Annotated in this window: 14 protein-coding genes; 11 read left to right on the forward strand and 3 right to left on the reverse strand. The window is 62.5% G+C overall.

Annotated elements, in window-relative coordinates:
• Positions 1-37 precede the first annotated feature (37 nt).
• From ACR9ZN_RS00090 to ACR9ZN_RS00115, 6 genes are all read left to right on the forward strand, one after another.
• Positions 38-1432, forward strand: coding sequence for a sigma-54-dependent transcriptional regulator (locus tag ACR9ZN_RS00090; protein WP_481270966.1), 1395 nt, complete (start codon positions 38-40; stop codon positions 1430-1432).
• Positions 1425-3452: a sensor histidine kinase gene (locus tag ACR9ZN_RS00095; protein WP_481270967.1), complete on the forward strand. Its 2028-nt coding sequence runs from the start codon at positions 1425-1427 to the stop codon at positions 3450-3452. The genes ACR9ZN_RS00090 and ACR9ZN_RS00095 overlap by 8 nt, the downstream gene beginning before the upstream one ends.
• 324 nt (positions 3453-3776) lie before the next feature.
• Entirely contained in the window at positions 3777-6389 is a 2613-nt protein-coding gene (gene clpB / locus ACR9ZN_RS00100; protein ID WP_481270968.1) for an ATP-dependent chaperone ClpB, read from the forward strand.
• A 62-nt stretch (positions 6390-6451) separates the two neighbouring features.
• A complete protein-coding gene (locus tag ACR9ZN_RS00105) occupies positions 6452-6709 on the forward strand; it encodes a DUF2171 domain-containing protein (RefSeq protein WP_481270969.1) in 258 nt (85 codons plus the stop codon).
• Between the two features lie 25 nt (positions 6710-6734).
• The gene (locus ACR9ZN_RS00110; protein ID WP_481270970.1) at positions 6735-7808 is read left to right on the forward strand and encodes a Dyp-type peroxidase; all 1074 of its coding nucleotides are present in this window, start codon (positions 6735-6737) and stop codon (positions 7806-7808) included.
• Positions 7801-8607 carry a family 1 encapsulin nanocompartment shell protein gene (locus ACR9ZN_RS00115; RefSeq protein WP_454818233.1) on the forward strand — a complete coding sequence of 269 codons (807 nt, stop codon included), beginning with the start codon at positions 7801-7803 and terminating at the stop codon, positions 8605-8607. Before ACR9ZN_RS00110 ends, ACR9ZN_RS00115 begins: the two co-directional genes overlap by 8 nt.
• A gap of 89 nt (positions 8608-8696) precedes the next feature.
• Here ACR9ZN_RS00115 and ACR9ZN_RS00120 read toward each other — a convergent pair whose 3' ends face one another.
• Positions 8697-8945: a hypothetical protein gene (locus tag ACR9ZN_RS00120; RefSeq protein WP_481270971.1), complete on the reverse strand. Its 249-nt coding sequence runs from the start codon at positions 8943-8945 to the stop codon at positions 8697-8699.
• A 193-nt stretch (positions 8946-9138) separates the two neighbouring features.
• A complete protein-coding gene (locus tag ACR9ZN_RS00125; protein WP_481270972.1) occupies positions 9139-10803 on the reverse strand; it encodes an OFA family MFS transporter in 1665 nt (554 codons plus the stop codon).
• A gap of 119 nt (positions 10804-10922) precedes the next feature.
• On the opposite strand from ACR9ZN_RS00125, the gene ACR9ZN_RS00130 reads away from it, so the two are divergent.
• Both ACR9ZN_RS00130 and ACR9ZN_RS00135 read left to right on the forward strand, forming a co-directional pair.
• Positions 10923-11345 carry a hypothetical protein gene (locus ACR9ZN_RS00130; RefSeq protein WP_481270973.1) on the forward strand — a complete coding sequence of 141 codons (423 nt, stop codon included), beginning with the start codon at positions 10923-10925 and terminating at the stop codon, positions 11343-11345.
• Between the two features lie 48 nt (positions 11346-11393).
• A complete protein-coding gene (locus tag ACR9ZN_RS00135) occupies positions 11394-11816 on the forward strand; it encodes a hypothetical protein (protein ID WP_481270974.1) in 423 nt (140 codons plus the stop codon).
• A gap of 549 nt (positions 11817-12365) precedes the next feature.
• Here the strand turns inward: ACR9ZN_RS00135 and ACR9ZN_RS00140 are convergent.
• Positions 12366-13268, reverse strand: coding sequence for a LysR family transcriptional regulator (locus ACR9ZN_RS00140; RefSeq protein ID WP_454818846.1), 903 nt, complete (start codon positions 13266-13268; stop codon positions 12366-12368).
• Positions 13269-13453: 185 nt separating this feature from the next.
• Between ACR9ZN_RS00140 and ACR9ZN_RS00145 the strand changes: the two genes are divergently transcribed.
• The 3 genes from ACR9ZN_RS00145 to ACR9ZN_RS00155 all read left to right on the forward strand — a co-directional run bounded on the left by ACR9ZN_RS00145 (position 13454) and on the right by ACR9ZN_RS00155 (position 15899).
• Positions 13454-14734 carry a serine hydrolase domain-containing protein gene (locus ACR9ZN_RS00145; RefSeq protein ID WP_481270975.1) on the forward strand — a complete coding sequence of 427 codons (1281 nt, stop codon included), beginning with the start codon at positions 13454-13456 and terminating at the stop codon, positions 14732-14734.
• A 37-nt stretch (positions 14735-14771) separates the two neighbouring features.
• Positions 14772-15641 carry an NmrA family NAD(P)-binding protein gene (locus ACR9ZN_RS00150; RefSeq protein WP_454818842.1) on the forward strand — a complete coding sequence of 290 codons (870 nt, stop codon included), beginning with the start codon at positions 14772-14774 and terminating at the stop codon, positions 15639-15641.
• Positions 15642-15746: 105 nt separating this feature from the next.
• Positions 15747-15899, forward strand: coding sequence for a hypothetical protein (locus tag ACR9ZN_RS00155; RefSeq protein WP_454818840.1), 153 nt, complete (start codon positions 15747-15749; stop codon positions 15897-15899).
• Positions 15900-15902 lie beyond the last annotated feature (3 nt).

Raw genomic sequence — 15902 nt, forward strand, 5'->3', positions numbered from 1 at the left:
CCGCGTCTGGCCAGGGTGAGGTTGGGAAGGAGTGTTGATGTCTGAGGATCCAGCTCGCGATGCTGCCGGCCCTGCCGCAGATCCACAGTTCGGGCCGTGGCTCGCCCAGGCCTCGATCCTGGTCGTCGACGACGAGCCGGGCATGCGCAATTTCCTGGTCAAGATCCTGGGGCCGCGTTGCAAGCTGATCGCCGAGGCTGCGGACACCAAACAGGCGTCCCAGAAACTCGACCAGCAGCATTTCGACGTGGTCATTCTCGACAATATCATGCCGGGACAGAACGGCCTGGATTGGCTTGCCGAACAGCGTGCCGTCGGGTTCTTTGCCGATGTCATCCTGATGACGGCCTATGCCGATCTGGACACCGCGATCGGTGCCTTGCGGGCCGGCGCCGTCGACTTCGTGCTCAAGCCATTCCGCTCCAACCAGCTTCTCAATGCGGTCGCCCGCTGTCTCGACCGGATCAGGCTGCAGCGCGAGAACGACGTTCTGCATCATGAACTGAAATCGCCGGGCCACCAGATCTTCCTGCGGAACAAGTTGCTCGGCAACTCCAGGGCGATCCAGAATGTGCGCCAGACCATTGCACGCGTTGCGCCCTTGCCGACTTCGGTCCTGCTGACCGGCAAGTCGGGGACCGGAAAGGAAGTCGCGGCGCGCTCGCTTCATTTGCTTTCCGGTCGCTCCGACAAGCTTTTCGTGCCGATCAATTGCGCTGCCATCCCGGCGGACATGATCGAAAGCGAACTGTTCGGCCATTTGAAAGGGGCCTTCACCGGGGCGGGCAGGGCTCGGGAAGGGCTTTTCATGCATGCGCAGGGTGGTACCGTGTTCCTCGATGAAATCGGGGACCTGCCCTTTTCGCTGCAGACCAAGCTGCTGCGCGTCCTGGAAGATCGACGTGTCAGACCGGTCGGCTCGGAGCGCGAAGTTCCCTTCGACGCCCGCTTCATCTTTGCCACCAATGCCGATCTTCCCAAGCGCGTCGAGGCCGGCAGCTTTCGCGCCGATCTCTATTTCCGCATCAATGTCATGCAGGTCCATCTACCGCTGCTGAAGGATCGCGGCGACGACGTGCAGGAACTCGCGGCTCTGTTCATGCGCGAATTCGCCCAGCAGCTCGGCATGCCTCCCGTCACCATCGACGACAGGGTGCGCGCTGCGCTCGCACGCTATGATTGGCCGGGAAATATCCGGGAGTTGCGTAACCTGATCGAGCGGACCGTGATCCTCGGCGGTTTTCCGGAAGATATCGAACGCATTGCCAGTGACGGCGATGACGACAGGGGCGGCCAGAGCCTGGCCGAGGTGGAACGGCGCCACATCCTGTCGGTGCTGCGCGAGGTCAAGGGCGATCGCGAGGAGGCTGCCCGCCGCCTCGGCATCTCGCGCAAGACCATCGATCGCAAATGCGTCAGCTGGAATGTCTAGGGACCAAGCCTCGAAGGCCGGACGAAGAAGAAGATCGGTGCGCTATCGCTTGCTGGCGATTGCGCTCGTACCCATGCTCGTGATCTTGCCATTGCTGTTGGGTATCAGCCTCTACCGTTGGAATGCCCGGTTCGATGCCCTGGCAATCTCCAAGGTCAATGACGACTTGACGATTGCCCATCAATATCTGGCCCGCATTCTCGAGAACACGGATTCTCGACTGGCCTCGGTGAGTGAATCGGCATGTTTCCACGACCTCCTTCAGAACAGCGACTATCCAAGTTCGGCGTTTACCTTGCTCCTCAAGGAGACTGCACAGGCACGCCAGTTTGATTTCCTCTACATCGTCGGCGAAGACGGCAGGATCCTCACGAGTGCCTATGCCACGGCGTCTTCCTCCGTGCGCTCGAGCTGGCCGATCGTCCGGTCGGCTCTCGAAGGGCATTCGAAGACGGCCATCGATGTTTTCGAGGCCGAAGAGCTTGGTGCCTTCTCTCCCGATCTCGCCGCACGCGCGCGCATCGAGATCGTACCCACCATTGGCAGTACTGCCGCTACGCTCTCCCAGGAAACTCGCGGCCTGGTGCTCCAGTCGGCCACCGCTTTGACATTGCCGGATGGTCGGCGGGCGGCCCTGGTCGGCGGCACGCTCCTCAACCAGAACCTAGCCTTCGTCGATACGATCAACGACCTGATCTACCATGAGGCTGGCTTGCCCGAGGGAAGCCAGGGTACGGCTACCTTGTTCCTGGGGGACGTGCGTATCAGCACCAATGTGGGGTTGTTCGAAGGGCGGCGGGCGATCGGAACCCGCGTTTCGGAAGTCGTTCGCAACGCCGTGCTCGGTCAGGGGCGGACATGGCGGGGTAGCGCCTTCGTCGTCAGCGACTGGTTCATCTCCGCCTATGAGCCCATCATCGACAGCTATGGCCGCCGGGTCGGCATGCTCTATGTGGGTTTTCTGCAAAAACCGTTCACACAGGCCAAATATGAGACCTTGCTGACGATTGCCGGGGCGTTCCTGGTGGCGGTGGCGGCTACGGTTCCCCTGTTCCTGATCTGGGCAACCAACATTTTCAGGCCCTTGGAGCGGATGACGGGCGCGATTAGCCGCGTCGAAGGCGGTGACCTGTCCGCGCGAACCGGTCATGTGAAGACGAAGGACGAGATCGGCCAGGTGGCTTTTCACCTCGACCATCTCCTCGACTTGCTCCAACAACGCGATGCGCAATTGCGCCGCTGGAACGACGAGCTCAATCGCCGTGTCGAGGAGCGGGCCCACCAACTGCACCAGGCCACCCTGCAGCTGGAAAACACGACCAGGCAGCTCGTCATGTCGGAGAAGCTTGCCGCGATCGGGGAGATCAGTGCCGGCATTGCCCATGAAATCAACAATCCGATCGCCGTGATGCAGGGCAATCTCGAGGTGATCCGCGAGTTGATGGGCTCCGACGCCGAAAAGGCCAAGGTCGAGTTCCGTCTTATCGACCAGCAGATGGCGCGTATCGGCGAAATCATCACCAAATTGTTGCAGTTTGCCAAACCCCAGGAATATGCCGGCTACACCGAGCATTATGCCGTCGCCACCATCGTCTCCGATACGCTGCCGCTTGTTCAGCATCTCATCAGGAAGACGACGATTACCCTGGAGCGGGAGGATCGCGCATCCCGCCTCATCGCGATGAACCGCACCGAGTTGCAGCAGGTCCTGGTCAACCTACTGGTGAATGCCATCCATGCCATGCCGCATGGGGGGCGACTTTCCCTGCGAAACCACGACAGCGACATGGATGGTTGGGCAGGGGTAGCCATCAAGGTTGCGGATACCGGTGCCGGCATTTCGGCCGACGTGATCGAAAAGATCTTCGACCCGTTCTTCACCACCAAGACGCGCGATGGCACCGGACTTGGCCTCTCGATCAGCCAGATGCTGGTGACACGACAGGGCGGCAGGATTTCCGTGTCGAGCGAACCGGGTAAGGGCACGTCATTCCTCGTCTGGCTGCCCGAAGCAAGCTGACGCCGCCGCAGTGATACGGACATTTTGTCCGCTAGGGCTTCGACATAGTGTCCGCCGCCGTTGGATGCGAAGTTCTATCTGATTGATTTCGCTTTCCTTTCAAATTGGCACGCCAGTTGCTCCTGGAACTGGGCAGCCGTGCCGGACATTCGCGCCGGCGGGTGTGCGGCGGCAGTGAGGAAGAGCAAAGCTATGAGGAGGACGCCGTGCCACGGCATATGGGATCTGCATGCGACCTTCATGCTCGTGGCCCGTCGAGGAGAGGCGCGTGCATTTCGACCGCTTTCGTTTTGACCGGATATCGTTGCCGTGAGGGATGGCTCGATGAACGTTGATAAATACACCGATCGCGCCAGCGGCTTCATCCAGTCGGCGCAGTTCCTCGCCTCGCGCGAGGGAAATCCGCAGCTGACGCCGCTCCACCTCCTGAAAGTCCTGCTCGACGACAAGGAAGGCCTCGTTTCGGGACTGATCGACCGATCGGGCGGCAATTCGCGTGCGATCCTGCAGGCGACCGAAGAGGCTTTGGCAAAATTGCCGAAGGTTTCCGGTACGGGCGCTGGACAGATCCATCTGGCCCCCGAGACGGCGCGCCTTCTGGCTGCCGCGCAGAGCACCGCGGAAAAGGCCGGCGACAGTTTCGTGACGGTTGAACGCTTGTTGCAGGCGCTTGTCGCGGACAAGAGCGGTGAGGTCGGCAAACTGCTCGCCGAGGGTGGTGTCGACCCCCGTAACCTCGGTGCGGCCATCGATGCACTGCGCAAGGGCCGGCCTGCCGACACTGCCTCGGCCGAGAATGCCTATGATGCCTTGAAGAAATATGCCCGCGACCTGACCAGGGCGGCGCGGGATGGCAAGCTCGACCCGGTCATCGGCCGCGACGAGGAAATCCGTCGTACCATCCAGGTATTGTCGCGGCGCACCAAGAACAACCCGGTGCTGATCGGCGAGCCGGGGGTCGGCAAGACGGCGATCGTCGAAGGACTGGCGCTGCGTATCATCAACGGCGACGTGCCCGAGAGCCTGCAGGACAAGAAGCTGCTCGCGCTCGATCTCGGCGCCCTGATTGCAGGCGCGAAATATCGCGGGGAGTTCGAGGAGCGGCTCAAGGCCGTGCTGCAGGAGGTGACGAGCGCCGAGGGCGGCATCATCTTGTTCATCGACGAGATGCATACCTTGATCGGGGCCGGCAAGACCGATGGCGCCATGGATGCTTCCAATCTGCTCAAGCCGGCCCTGGCGCGCGGCGAGCTGCATTGCGTCGGCGCGACCACACTCGATGAATATCGCAAGCATGTGGAGAAGGACGCCGCGCTGGCACGGCGCTTCCAGCCGGTCTTCGTTCCTGAGCCAACGGTCGAGGACACGATTTCGATTTTGCGGGGCCTGAAGGAAAAATACGAACTTCATCATGGCGTAAGGATCGCCAACTCGGCTTTGGTCGCGGCAGCCACGCTGTCGAACCGGTACATCACCGATCGCTTCCTGCCGGACAAGGCGATCGACCTCATCGACGAGGCCTCGGCTCGCCTGAAGATGCAGGTGGATTCCAAGCCGGAGGAGTTGGACTCGCTCGATCGCGAGATCGTTCGCCTCAAGATCGAACAGGAAGCGCTCAAGAAGGAGAAGGACGCCGGCTCCAGGAGCAGGCTGCAGACGCTCGACAAGGACCTGGTCGAGCTCGAAAAGAAGTCGGCCGACCTGACTTCGCAATGGCAGGCCGAAAAGAGCAAGCTTTCCGACGCCCAAAAGATGAAGAGCGAGCTGGAACGATTGCGCACGGAACTCGCCAATGCCCAACGCAAGGGCGAGTTTCAGCGGGCCGGCGAACTCACCTATGGCAGAATTCCGGAGTTGGAGAAAAAGCTGGCTGTCGTCGAAGCCAGCGAGAATTCGTCGATCAGCGAAACCGTGACTGCGGACAACATCGCGCAGGTGGTTTCGCGCTGGACGGGCGTACCCGTCGACAAGATGCTGGAAGGCGAGAAGGACAAGCTGCTCCATATGGAGGACATGCTCGCCAAGCGTGTCGTCGGGCAGGCGCAGGCCGTACGTGCCGTCTCGACGGCCGTGCGGCGCGCGAGGGCGGGCCTGCAGGATCCCAACCGGCCGATCGGGAGCTTCATGTTCCTGGGGCCGACCGGTGTCGGCAAGACCGAACTCGCCAAGGCACTCGCGGAGTTCTTGTTCGATGACGAAACAGCGATGATCCGTATCGACATGTCCGAATTCATGGAGAAGCATTCGGTGAGCAGGCTCATCGGCGCGCCTCCGGGCTATGTCGGCTATGACGAAGGCGGTGCGTTGACCGAAGCCGTGCGGCGGCGGCCCTACCAGGTCGTGCTGTTCGACGAGATCGAGAAGGCCCATCCCGACGTCTTCAACGTGCTGCTGCAGGTGCTGGATGACGGGCGCCTGACGGACGGGCAGGGCCGCACGGTCGACTTCCGCAACACCCTGATCATCATGACCTCCAACATCGGCGCGGAATATCTGGTGAACCAGGCCGAAGGCGAGAAGACGAGTGCTGTGCGCGAACAGGTGATGGCGATGGTGCGCAGCCACTTCCGTCCCGAGTTTCTCAACCGGGTCGATGCCGTCATCCTGTTCCATCGCCTGCAGAAGAGCGAAATGGGACGGATCGTCGAGATCCAGTTTGCCCGCCTGCGCAGGCTCCTGGACGATCGCAAGATCGAGCTTTCGCTCGATGCCAAGGGGCGGAACTGGCTGGCCGACAAGGGGTGGGACCCCGCCTATGGCGCCCGTCCGCTCAAGCGCGCAATCCAGCGCTACGTCCAGGATCCACTTGCCGAGATGATCCTGGCGGGCGAGATCGGCGACGATATGAAGGTGAAGATCTCCGCAGGCAAGAAGAGCCTCATCTTCAATGGCAAGGCTCCGGAAATCGTGGATGAGGATGAATTCGAGGCAGCCTAAAGCAGCGCAATGTCATCCGATCGATAGCTGTATGGCGCATGGGTCAACAAGGGAGAAGTGCGATGAAGGACCAGATCGAGGCACATATGGACGTAATCGGAGCCGATGGCGTGCATGTCGGGACGGTCGATCGCGTCGTGGGCGATCGTATCGAGCTCAAATTGAGCGACAGCTTCGGGGCGCATCGAGGCCACCACCACTATATCGAGATCGGTTTCGTGGCTGGGGTCGAAGGCGAGAAAGTCAGGTTGTCCGCCAATGCCGACATTGCCGTGACCCTCGAAGAAGAAAAATCCGGGCGTCCGGTCGATTTGGGCTGAGGCCGGCAACCGGATGGATAGCCGTATGGAGTCGAGTTTGCCAACCGTCATTTCGCAGCCGGTCGTTGCTCCCCTCTCGCGTTCAGCCATTTTCCTGGTGGTGACGGTCAAGCCCGGCGGGGAGTCGGAGGCGGCGGTCCGGGCGCTGTGCGCGGATCTGTCGGGGCTTTTGCGGGCGGTGGGGTTCCGGGATCTCGAGGGTCGCCTATCCTGTGTGATGGGTCTGGGCTCGCAGATGTGGGACCGGCTGTTCGGAGCGCCCCGGCCGAGGGATCTGCATCCCTTCCGCGAGATCCGCGGCGTCCATCATGCGGTCTCGACCCCGGGGGACATCCTGTTTCACATCCGCGCCCGGCGCATGGACCTTTGCTTCGAACTGGCGACGCAGATCATGGCGCGGATCGGGCACGCCGTCGCCGGCAGCGACGAGGTTCATGGCTTCAAATATTTCGACGACCGCGACCTGATCGGCTTCGTCGACGGTACCGAGAACCCGGTCGACCAGGCGGCGGTGGATGCCACCCTCATCGGCGAGGAGGACGGCGCCTTCGCCGGTGGAAGCTATGTGATCGTGCAGAAATATCTGCATGATCTGACCGGATGGAACCAGGTGCCCGTCGAGCAGCAGGAGAAGATCATCGGGCGCGCCAAGCTGTCCGACATCGAGCAGGACGATGCGCTCAAGGCGCCGTACGCGCATAACGTCCTGACCTCGATCGAGGAGAATGGCGAGGCCTTGGAGATCCTGCGCGACAACATGCCGTTTGGCGACGTCGGCAAGGGCGAGTTCGGCACCTATTTCATCGGCTACGCCCGCTCGCCCCGCCGGATCGAGCAGATGCTCGAGAACATGTTCGTCGGCCGGCCGCCGGGCAATTACGACCGGCTGCTCGATTTCAGCCGGGCGGTGACCGGCTCCTTGTTCTTCGTGCCGTCGGCGACGTTCCTGGACGATGTGGCGGCCGATGCTGCCGCGCCGGCGACGGCCGAACCGGTTCCCGCAGATATCGAGCCTGCGCAAAGCCCTGGTTCGCGGCCGGCTGGCGGTGACGGCTCGCTCGGTATTGGATCGCTCAAGAAGGAAGCAGGCCATGAATAATCTTCATCGGGAGCTGGCACCGATCTCCGACGGCGCCTGGGCGCAGATCGAGGAGGAGGCGACGCGCACCCTCAAGCGCCATCTGGCCGGCCGTCGTGTGGTGGACGTCGAGGGCCCGCAGGGCCTGGCGACATCGGCGGTGGGAACCGGTCATATCCTGCCGCTTGCAGGGCCGGACGAGGGGGTCCAAGCCGCCCAGCGGGAGGTGAAGGCCTTGGTGGAACTGCGCGTTCCCTTCGAGCTGGCACGCCAGGCCATCGACGATGTCGAGCGGGGTGCGGCGGATTCGGACTGGTCGCCGGTGAAGGAGGCGGCGCGCAAGCTGGCCTTCGCCGAGGATCGCGCGGTCTTCGATGGCTTTGCCGCGGCCGGGATCGAGGGCATCCGTCAGGGCCTTTCCAATCCGGCGCTGACGCTTCCGGCCCAGGTGAAAAGCTATCCGGACATCGTCGCACAGGCAGTGAGCCAGTTGCGGCTGGCGGGTGTCGACGGACCCTATGCGCTGGTGCTGGGAGCCGATGCCTATACGGCTGCCACCGGCGGCAGTGATGACGGCTATCCGGTCTTCGAGCATGTCGAGCGCCTGGTGGAGGGGGGAATCATCTGGGCCCCGGCGATCGAGGGCGGGTTGGTGCTGACGACGCGAGGCGGTGATTTCGAATTGTCCGTGGGCCAGGACATCTCGATCGGCTATGCCAGCCATTCGGCGACATCGGTCCAGCTCTACTTCCAGGAAAGCCTGACCTTCCGCCTGCTGACAGCGGAGGCAGCCGTCGCGCTCCTGCCCAGCAAGAAATAGGACGTTGTCGGCATGAGGCGCGCGCTGCCGGCGGGCGCGACCAGGCGACATATTCGGCGCGCCGAGTTTTTGCGTAAACGACCCGGCTGTCAAAAATGCGCAAAATCATCGCCGGCGCGTATGTAGATCCAATCAATACCCGCATGGTCGGCCCACTTGATCGTGCAGGCGAGCAAGTCGTTCAATAGATGGAAGGCACCGATCGGAACGGACGGTACGCTGTCGCCGGTGGACGTGGCGCTGTTGATCGACCAGACGGGGCCTTCCCTGGTGAGCAAGACCCAGTCTCCCCGCTGCGTGGGGTATTCGTTGTCCTTCAACCATTTGATCTCTGCCATGCCGAGTTCCTCGATGGGGGAGGCCCGATGCCGGCCTGACCGTTGCAGATAGTCTGTTTGGGCACAGACCATTTTGGCCGGATGCGGGAACTGCTCGGCCCGCGCAACCTGCCGATCCTGCGGATTGGAAGGCCGTGATCTTCCACTCCTATAGTGCGGTCGCCACGGCGGCGACCGAGGATGCTGCCAGGCATCAGAACAATGCAATGACGCTTTTGAGCGTGACCCAAAGGCCCCAGAAAATCGGAATGGCGACGGCGGCCCAGGCGAACAGGGCCTTGCCCTCCAAGCCGCCCTTGCCGATCCCGAAAGTCCCGATCGTGCCGTCCTGGGCAGAGGCGGGCGCGTCCTGAAGGGCTGCGACCTCGGCTTCGGACATGAACCACTTGTCGGCCAATGGCCGTATCAATGCGTTGGCGATCAGGCCGAGCGCCAGCATGCCGGCAAGAATATACATCGTGAAATCATAGACTTGTGCGCGCGATACCCCGGCAGCCAACTGGAATTCGCGTATGTAATTGACGATCACCGGTCCGAATATGCCGGCCGTTGCCCAGGCCGTCAGCAGGCGACCATGGATGGCACCGACGAATTGTGTCCCGAAGATGTCGGCGAGATAGGCCGGTACGGCCGCAAATCCTCCGCCATACATGGAAACGATGACGCAGAAGATCGCCACGAACAGGAGCTGGCTGCCCGAATGGGCCGCGGATGGCGCGGCCGCATAAAGCGCGATGCCAAGCAGGAAAAAAACGTAATAGGTGTTCTTTCGGCCGATCTTGTCCGAAAGCGAGGCCCAGAAGAAACGGCCACCGATGTTGAACAGGGATAGCAGCCCGGCAAATCCGGCTGCTATCGCCGCAATCGCGACCTTCTGGTCGGGTGAGAGCTTGTCGAAGCTCAGGTCCGGCAGACCGAGCAGCCGGCCGCCGAAGATCTCCTGCAGCATGGGGGAGGCCATGCCGATCACCCCGATGCCCGCCGATACGTTGAGGCAGAGGACCAGCCAGATCAGCCAGAACTGCCTGGTCTTGTGAGCGTTCCTCAGGTGGACATGCCGGGTCGTGATCATAGAGCGCCCGGCCGCGGACGGCGGGGACCAACCCTCGGGGCGCCATCCCGGCGGCGAAATCCGGTAGCCCAGCGCCCCGGCCATCATGAAGGCAAAATAGATCGTGGCCATGACGACGAAGGTCTGCCAGACACCGATGCTGTCCGTTGTCTTGAAAGTTCCCATCAGGAGATTGGCGAGGGGAGCGCCAATCATGGCGCCACCGCCGAAACCCATGATCGCCATGCCGGTTGCCATGCCGCGCCGGTCCGGGAACCATTTGATGAGGGTCGAGACGGGCGAGATATAGCCAAGGCCCAGGCCGATGCCGCCAATGACGCCCGCACCGAGCCACATGAGCCACAATTGGTGGAGGATGACGCCAACCGCGGCCAGCAGCATGCCGCCACACCAGCACAGGGCGGACACCACCCCGGCCTTGCGAGGGCCGGCTTTTTCCAGCCAGCCGCCCCAGATGGCCGCCGAGCAGCCGAGCAGCACGAAGAACAGCGTGTAGATCCAGCCCAGATCCGACACGCGCCAGTTGCAACTCGTGGTGAACAAGGCTGCCATGAGGCTCAGGTCGGGACATCGAGCCGACGGGGCGGGACCGAGAGCCTGCGAAAGCGGCAGCCAGAACACGCTGAAGCCGTAGGCCATGCCGATACACAGGTGAATGGCCAGTGCGGCGGGAGGCACCATCCAGCGATTGAAGCCGGGCTTGGCGATGATCCTTTGCCGATCGAGAAATCCGGTCCTTCGTGGCGCAGACAATACGTCATCTTGTGTGTCCACATCCGTTGTCATGACAATTCCGCCCTGTCTTCTCAGCATTCCGTCGGCTGCATCCGTCGATGTGATCCGGCCCATCGTTCGGCGGGGCCGATGCTCGGCCCAAGGCCGTTGGCAAGGCGTTAGCAAGACGCATGCCATTCGACATGGTGAGAAATATCAATGGATTACGAGATTGGCAGATGGCAGCAGCGGGCAATCTGTCCGAGGCGGCGAACAAAATGTCCGGCCAGGCTGGGTTCGCACGAGGCCGCAAACCATGGCGGCCCGAGCGCGAATACAAAGCCACGAACCAGTGCCAGGCGCCGTCGCGCGATGCGGCGCGTCATGCGCTCATGCGCCGGCGGCGAGCGTCGTCATCTGGATGTGCCGGGACGTTTTGTCCGGCCGGCGCTGACAACTTGTCCGAAATTCAAAGGATCAGCCTGGCGAAAGCCCGGATCTTCCCCTGTTTCGCCTTGGCATGCGGGTTGCTTTCTGATCGGCAAGGCGACAACGCCGCCTTTGTCGACCACTCCGCCTGCACTCGCTGCGCGGTTGAGGCTCGGCAACAGTAGTGGAGTGGCGGCAGGCGCGACCTACATTCCAGCGAGCAGGGGAAGACGATGAAATTGCAACGGCTCCAAAGCAAGGCAAACCTCGACAACTTCATCATCCAGGATGGAGATATCGATCGCTCATATGATCCGCTGAAGTCCCCGCCTGGAGGTTTGGCCTGGACGTTGTGCGTCATAAATATCACCGATGCCGAATATGAATATGCTGCGCTTTCCGAGCAGGGCGGTTCCTACGGCAAGTGGTTCAGGATTCCGGTGACCGGCAAGACCTGCCAAACAGATTACGACGAGTGTCTGCGAACGGGAGGATGGAAGGTCATTTTGAGCCTGCCGAGGGCTACAGCGCCTTTTGACCTTCGGCTGGCGACTGGCCGCGACGAAATCGGCAATGCGACGGGAGCGGAATTTCTCGGGATCGAGCTGGATGGCGCCTACGATGGCGGCGTGGTCGGAATTGACCTCCTATTCTGACGCGGGATCGATGAGCATCCGACCACATAACCATGGGTTGATGCTCAACATCTTGTCATCGATGTCAGAACCGAGTGAGCGAAAATCTTAGTATGCACAAGACCCTTTTGCTTAAGTTATTGCTCGGTGCAGTACGATGATCTGGCTTCGATATGAGCTGTTTGGTCGTTCATCTACATCGTATTCCCTCGCGGGAAAACGCGGTTAGGGGCATCGTGGCGTGCTGCCGCGTAGGACTTGGTTGCGGGCCCCCGCAACCACTCTAAAGCGCGCTGCACTACGATCGCTTTCTCCCCTAGGCAAAATTGAGAGGGCATCCTTTTGAGCCGGCCTACGGCACGCGCAGCGGAGAGAATGGGAAAGCACCGAAATCCGTAGCATCCGCTAGCGCTCTTTCTGTACCTCCCGCTCGGGACATCGATATTAACTGCGTAATGCGGAGAGGTAACTGATCGCATGCTGGTGATCAAATGATCGATTCCTATCCCCAACTCGCCAGCAGAGCAGCATGGAGAACGCCGACCCTACGACCCAACCACCTTCGGCACGCTACGCGCAGACAGCAATCTCCTGGATGAAATCCAGGAGCGCGCGGACCTTTGCGGGCGGGAGATGCCGCGAGGGGTGGTAGGCATAGAGCGGATAGAGTTCCTCCGACCATTCCGGCAGGATCTGAACAAGCTCGCCGCGCGACAGGAACGGCTCCATGCCGATCGCGAGGCTCTGGAAAATGCCTTGGCCGGCCAGGCAAGCGGAGATCGCGACGGAAGGGTCGTCCATGACCAGGCGACTGGAAACCTTGACCTCGTGGACCTCCCTGCCGCGCCGGAACTCCCAGGCGAAGGGCAGGCCGGTCTGCGGATCGCGGAAGAGAAGCGCTTCGTGATGGACGAGGTCTTGGGGGGATTGCGGCTCGTCATGCTTTTCCAGATAGGTCGGTGAGGCAACCGTCAGGATACGGGTCTCCAACAGCTTGCGCACGATGAGGGATGACTCGTCGGGCGGGCCAAAGCGCACCGCCACGTCGACGCCCGTCATCATTTCCTCGCGGTAGTTGCTGGTGGACAGATCAACCGACAGCAGGGGATAGCGGACCAGGAACTGCTGGAGCTTCGATGCAAGCGTCATACGCGCGAACCACGGATCCACCGACACGCGCAGCCGGCCGCGCACGACCGCCGCCGCGCCCGCGGCCTCGGTGGCCGCCTCTTCCAGGCCGGCGAGAAGCGGCATCACCTTCGTGTGGAAGCGGCGCCCTTCCTCCGTGAGGCTGACTTCGCGGGGATTGCGATCGAAGAGCCGTACGCCCACCCGCCCCTCCAGACGCGCCACCGCCCGGCTCACCGCGGAGGGTGTCAGGCCGAGCATCTCGGCGGCGCGGGCGAAATTCCCTGCCTCCGTCACTGCCGCCAGGACACCGATGCCGGTCAGAAGCCGCGTGTCGAAAGCCATTCGATTTCCCTTCGCCTCCGCAGATCCGCGTCGGAACACCTGAGCAGTGAATTGAAGTCACCGTAACATTGATTTTAATACCCGTGAATCACGTCATGGCACAGCCTACAACCGGGCATCGCAGGAATATCCGAGGCGAGCGTCCGGGAAGATCGGGCCTCCTTCGACCCGGACAGGAGTGAGCCATGACCAACCTCACACGCAGGACAATGCTTCAGAGCGGGGGAGTGCTGGGAGCCATCCTGGCTCTCGATGCGGTCGGCCCCGCGCTGGCCGTCGCAAACCCCGCCGGCTCGTCAGTCCGCTTCAAGGCGGTCGACGACGCCTTGCGGGGAGGCGTTTCGAGAAACGACGTGGCCGGCGTCATCGCCGTCGCGGCGACGCCAAGAGGCGTGGTCTATGAGGGTGCTTTCGGCAAGGCGAACGTCGCAACGGGCGCCCCGATGACGCTCGACACGGTGTTCTGGCTGCTGTCGATGACCAAGGCCTTCACGGCGACGGCATGCATGCAGCTGATCGAGCAGGGCCGCCTCCATCTGGACGACGATGCGGCGAAATACTTGCCCGAACTGACCTCTCCCCAGGTCCTCGACGGCTTTGCCGAGGATGGGACACCGCGACTGCGGCCCGCCAGGCACGCGATCAAGGTGCGCCATCTGCTGACGCACACCTCCGGCTATACCTATTCGATCTGGAGCGAGGCCCTGACCCGCTACGAGAAGGTAACGGGCATGCCCGACATCGCGACCTCCAAGAACGCCGCCTTCACGGCCCCGCTCGAGTTCGAGCCTGGCGAGCGCTGGGAGTACGGTATCAGCATGGACTGGGTCGGCAAACTGGTCGAGGCGGTGTCCGATCAGTCGCTCGAGATCTACTTCCGCGAGAACATCTTTGCGCCGCTCGGCATGAAGGATTCGGGGTTTCTGATCGGGACCGAGCAGAAGCGGCGCGTTGCCACTTTCCACAACCGCCGCGCCGATGGCGGGCTGGATCCGGCGCCCTTCGAGATGCCACAACGGCCAGAGTTCTTCACGGGCGGCGGCGGCGCCTTCAGCACGCCGCGGGACTACATGGCGTTCCTGCAGTCGCTGCTGAACGGCGGCACGCTGCATGGCGCCCGAATCCTGCGTCAGGAGACGGTCGCCATGATGATGCAGAATCAGATCGGCGAGCTGAACGTCCACGAGATGCGCTCGGCGCAGCCACCCTATTCCCGCAGCTTCGACCAGTTCCCGGGACAGCCGCATAAATGGGGCCTGTCTTTCGACATCAACACGCAGCCGGGACCGAACGGGCGCTCCGCCGGCAGCATCTCCTGGGCGGGCCTGCTCAACTGCTACTTCTGGCTCGACCCGGTGAAGCACGTCACCGGCGCGCTCTTCACCCAGGTTCTGCCCTTCTTCGACGAGCGCGTCGTCGCGCTCTACGGCGCGTTCGAGCGCGGTCTGTATGCCGGGCTCGCCTGAGCCCACGCGATCGACATCAACTTTCTGGAGAACCATCATGTACGCAATCACCGGAATCTCCGGCAAGGTCGGGGGCATGCTCGCGCGCAGCCTTCTTGCCGCAGGACTGCCCGTCCGCGCCGTCCTGCGCGACGAGGCCAAGGCCGCGGCGTGGAAAACCCGCGGCTGCGAGATCGCCCTGGCCGAGATGGACGACTCGGCAAGCCTGGCCTCGGCCTTCAGGGGTGCCACGGGCGTCTTCATCCTGCCGCCCTCCGAGTTCGATCCGGAACCCGGCTTCCCCGAGGCCAGGCATGTCATCGAGGCCGTGACGTCGGCTTTGGTCGGGGCTCGCCCCGGCAAGGTGGTGTGCATGTCGACGATCGGCGCGGACGCACCGCACGAAAACCTGCTGACCCAGCGCACGTTGATGGAACAGTCGCTTGGGCAGATCGGGCTTCCCGTCACCTTCCTGCGGCCTGGCTGGTTCATGGAGAATGCGCTCTGGGACGTTGCCTCGGCGCGCGATGAAGGCGTGCTGCGCAGCTTCCTGCAGCCCGCTGACAAGCCGTTCCCGATGGTCGCGACACAGGATGTCGGGCGCCAGGCCGCCACGCTTCTCCTCGATGACTGGAGCGGAACGCGGGTCGTCGAGCTGGAGGGGCCGGCACGCATATCGCCGAACGATATCGCCCGCGCCTTCGCCACGGTGCTGGGGCGCCCCGTCCGGGTCGAGACGGTACCGCGCGAGAGCTGGGAGCAGATCTTCCGCTCGCAGGGCACGCGAAATCCATTGCCTCGGATCCGGATGCTCGACGGCTTCAACGAGGGATGGATTGACTTCAGCGAACGGGGCCGGTCGGCGGTGAAGGGCACCACAGCGCTCGAAAGCGTCATCACCGAACTCGTCCGGGCGAGCCAGGCCTGAACATCCACCTGACACCGTGGCCCGTGTGTTGGCTTGGGCCTGCCGGCGGCGCGGAAGGGTGACCGCATCGACCCGTCGGCGGGAAATTCAAGAAAGGAAAACATTATGGAGACGATCAAGACACAGGGTGTCGCGATGCCTCGCCTCGGCTTCGGCACCTTCCGGATGCCGGGAGCCGACGCCCAGCCGGTCGTCGAGAGTGCGATCGCGCTGGCTCTGTCGCAAAGTTGGATTGTAGACGGGCATGGGCGGACCTGATCC

Source organism: Labrys sp. HAY1-8F (assembly GCF_056754975.1).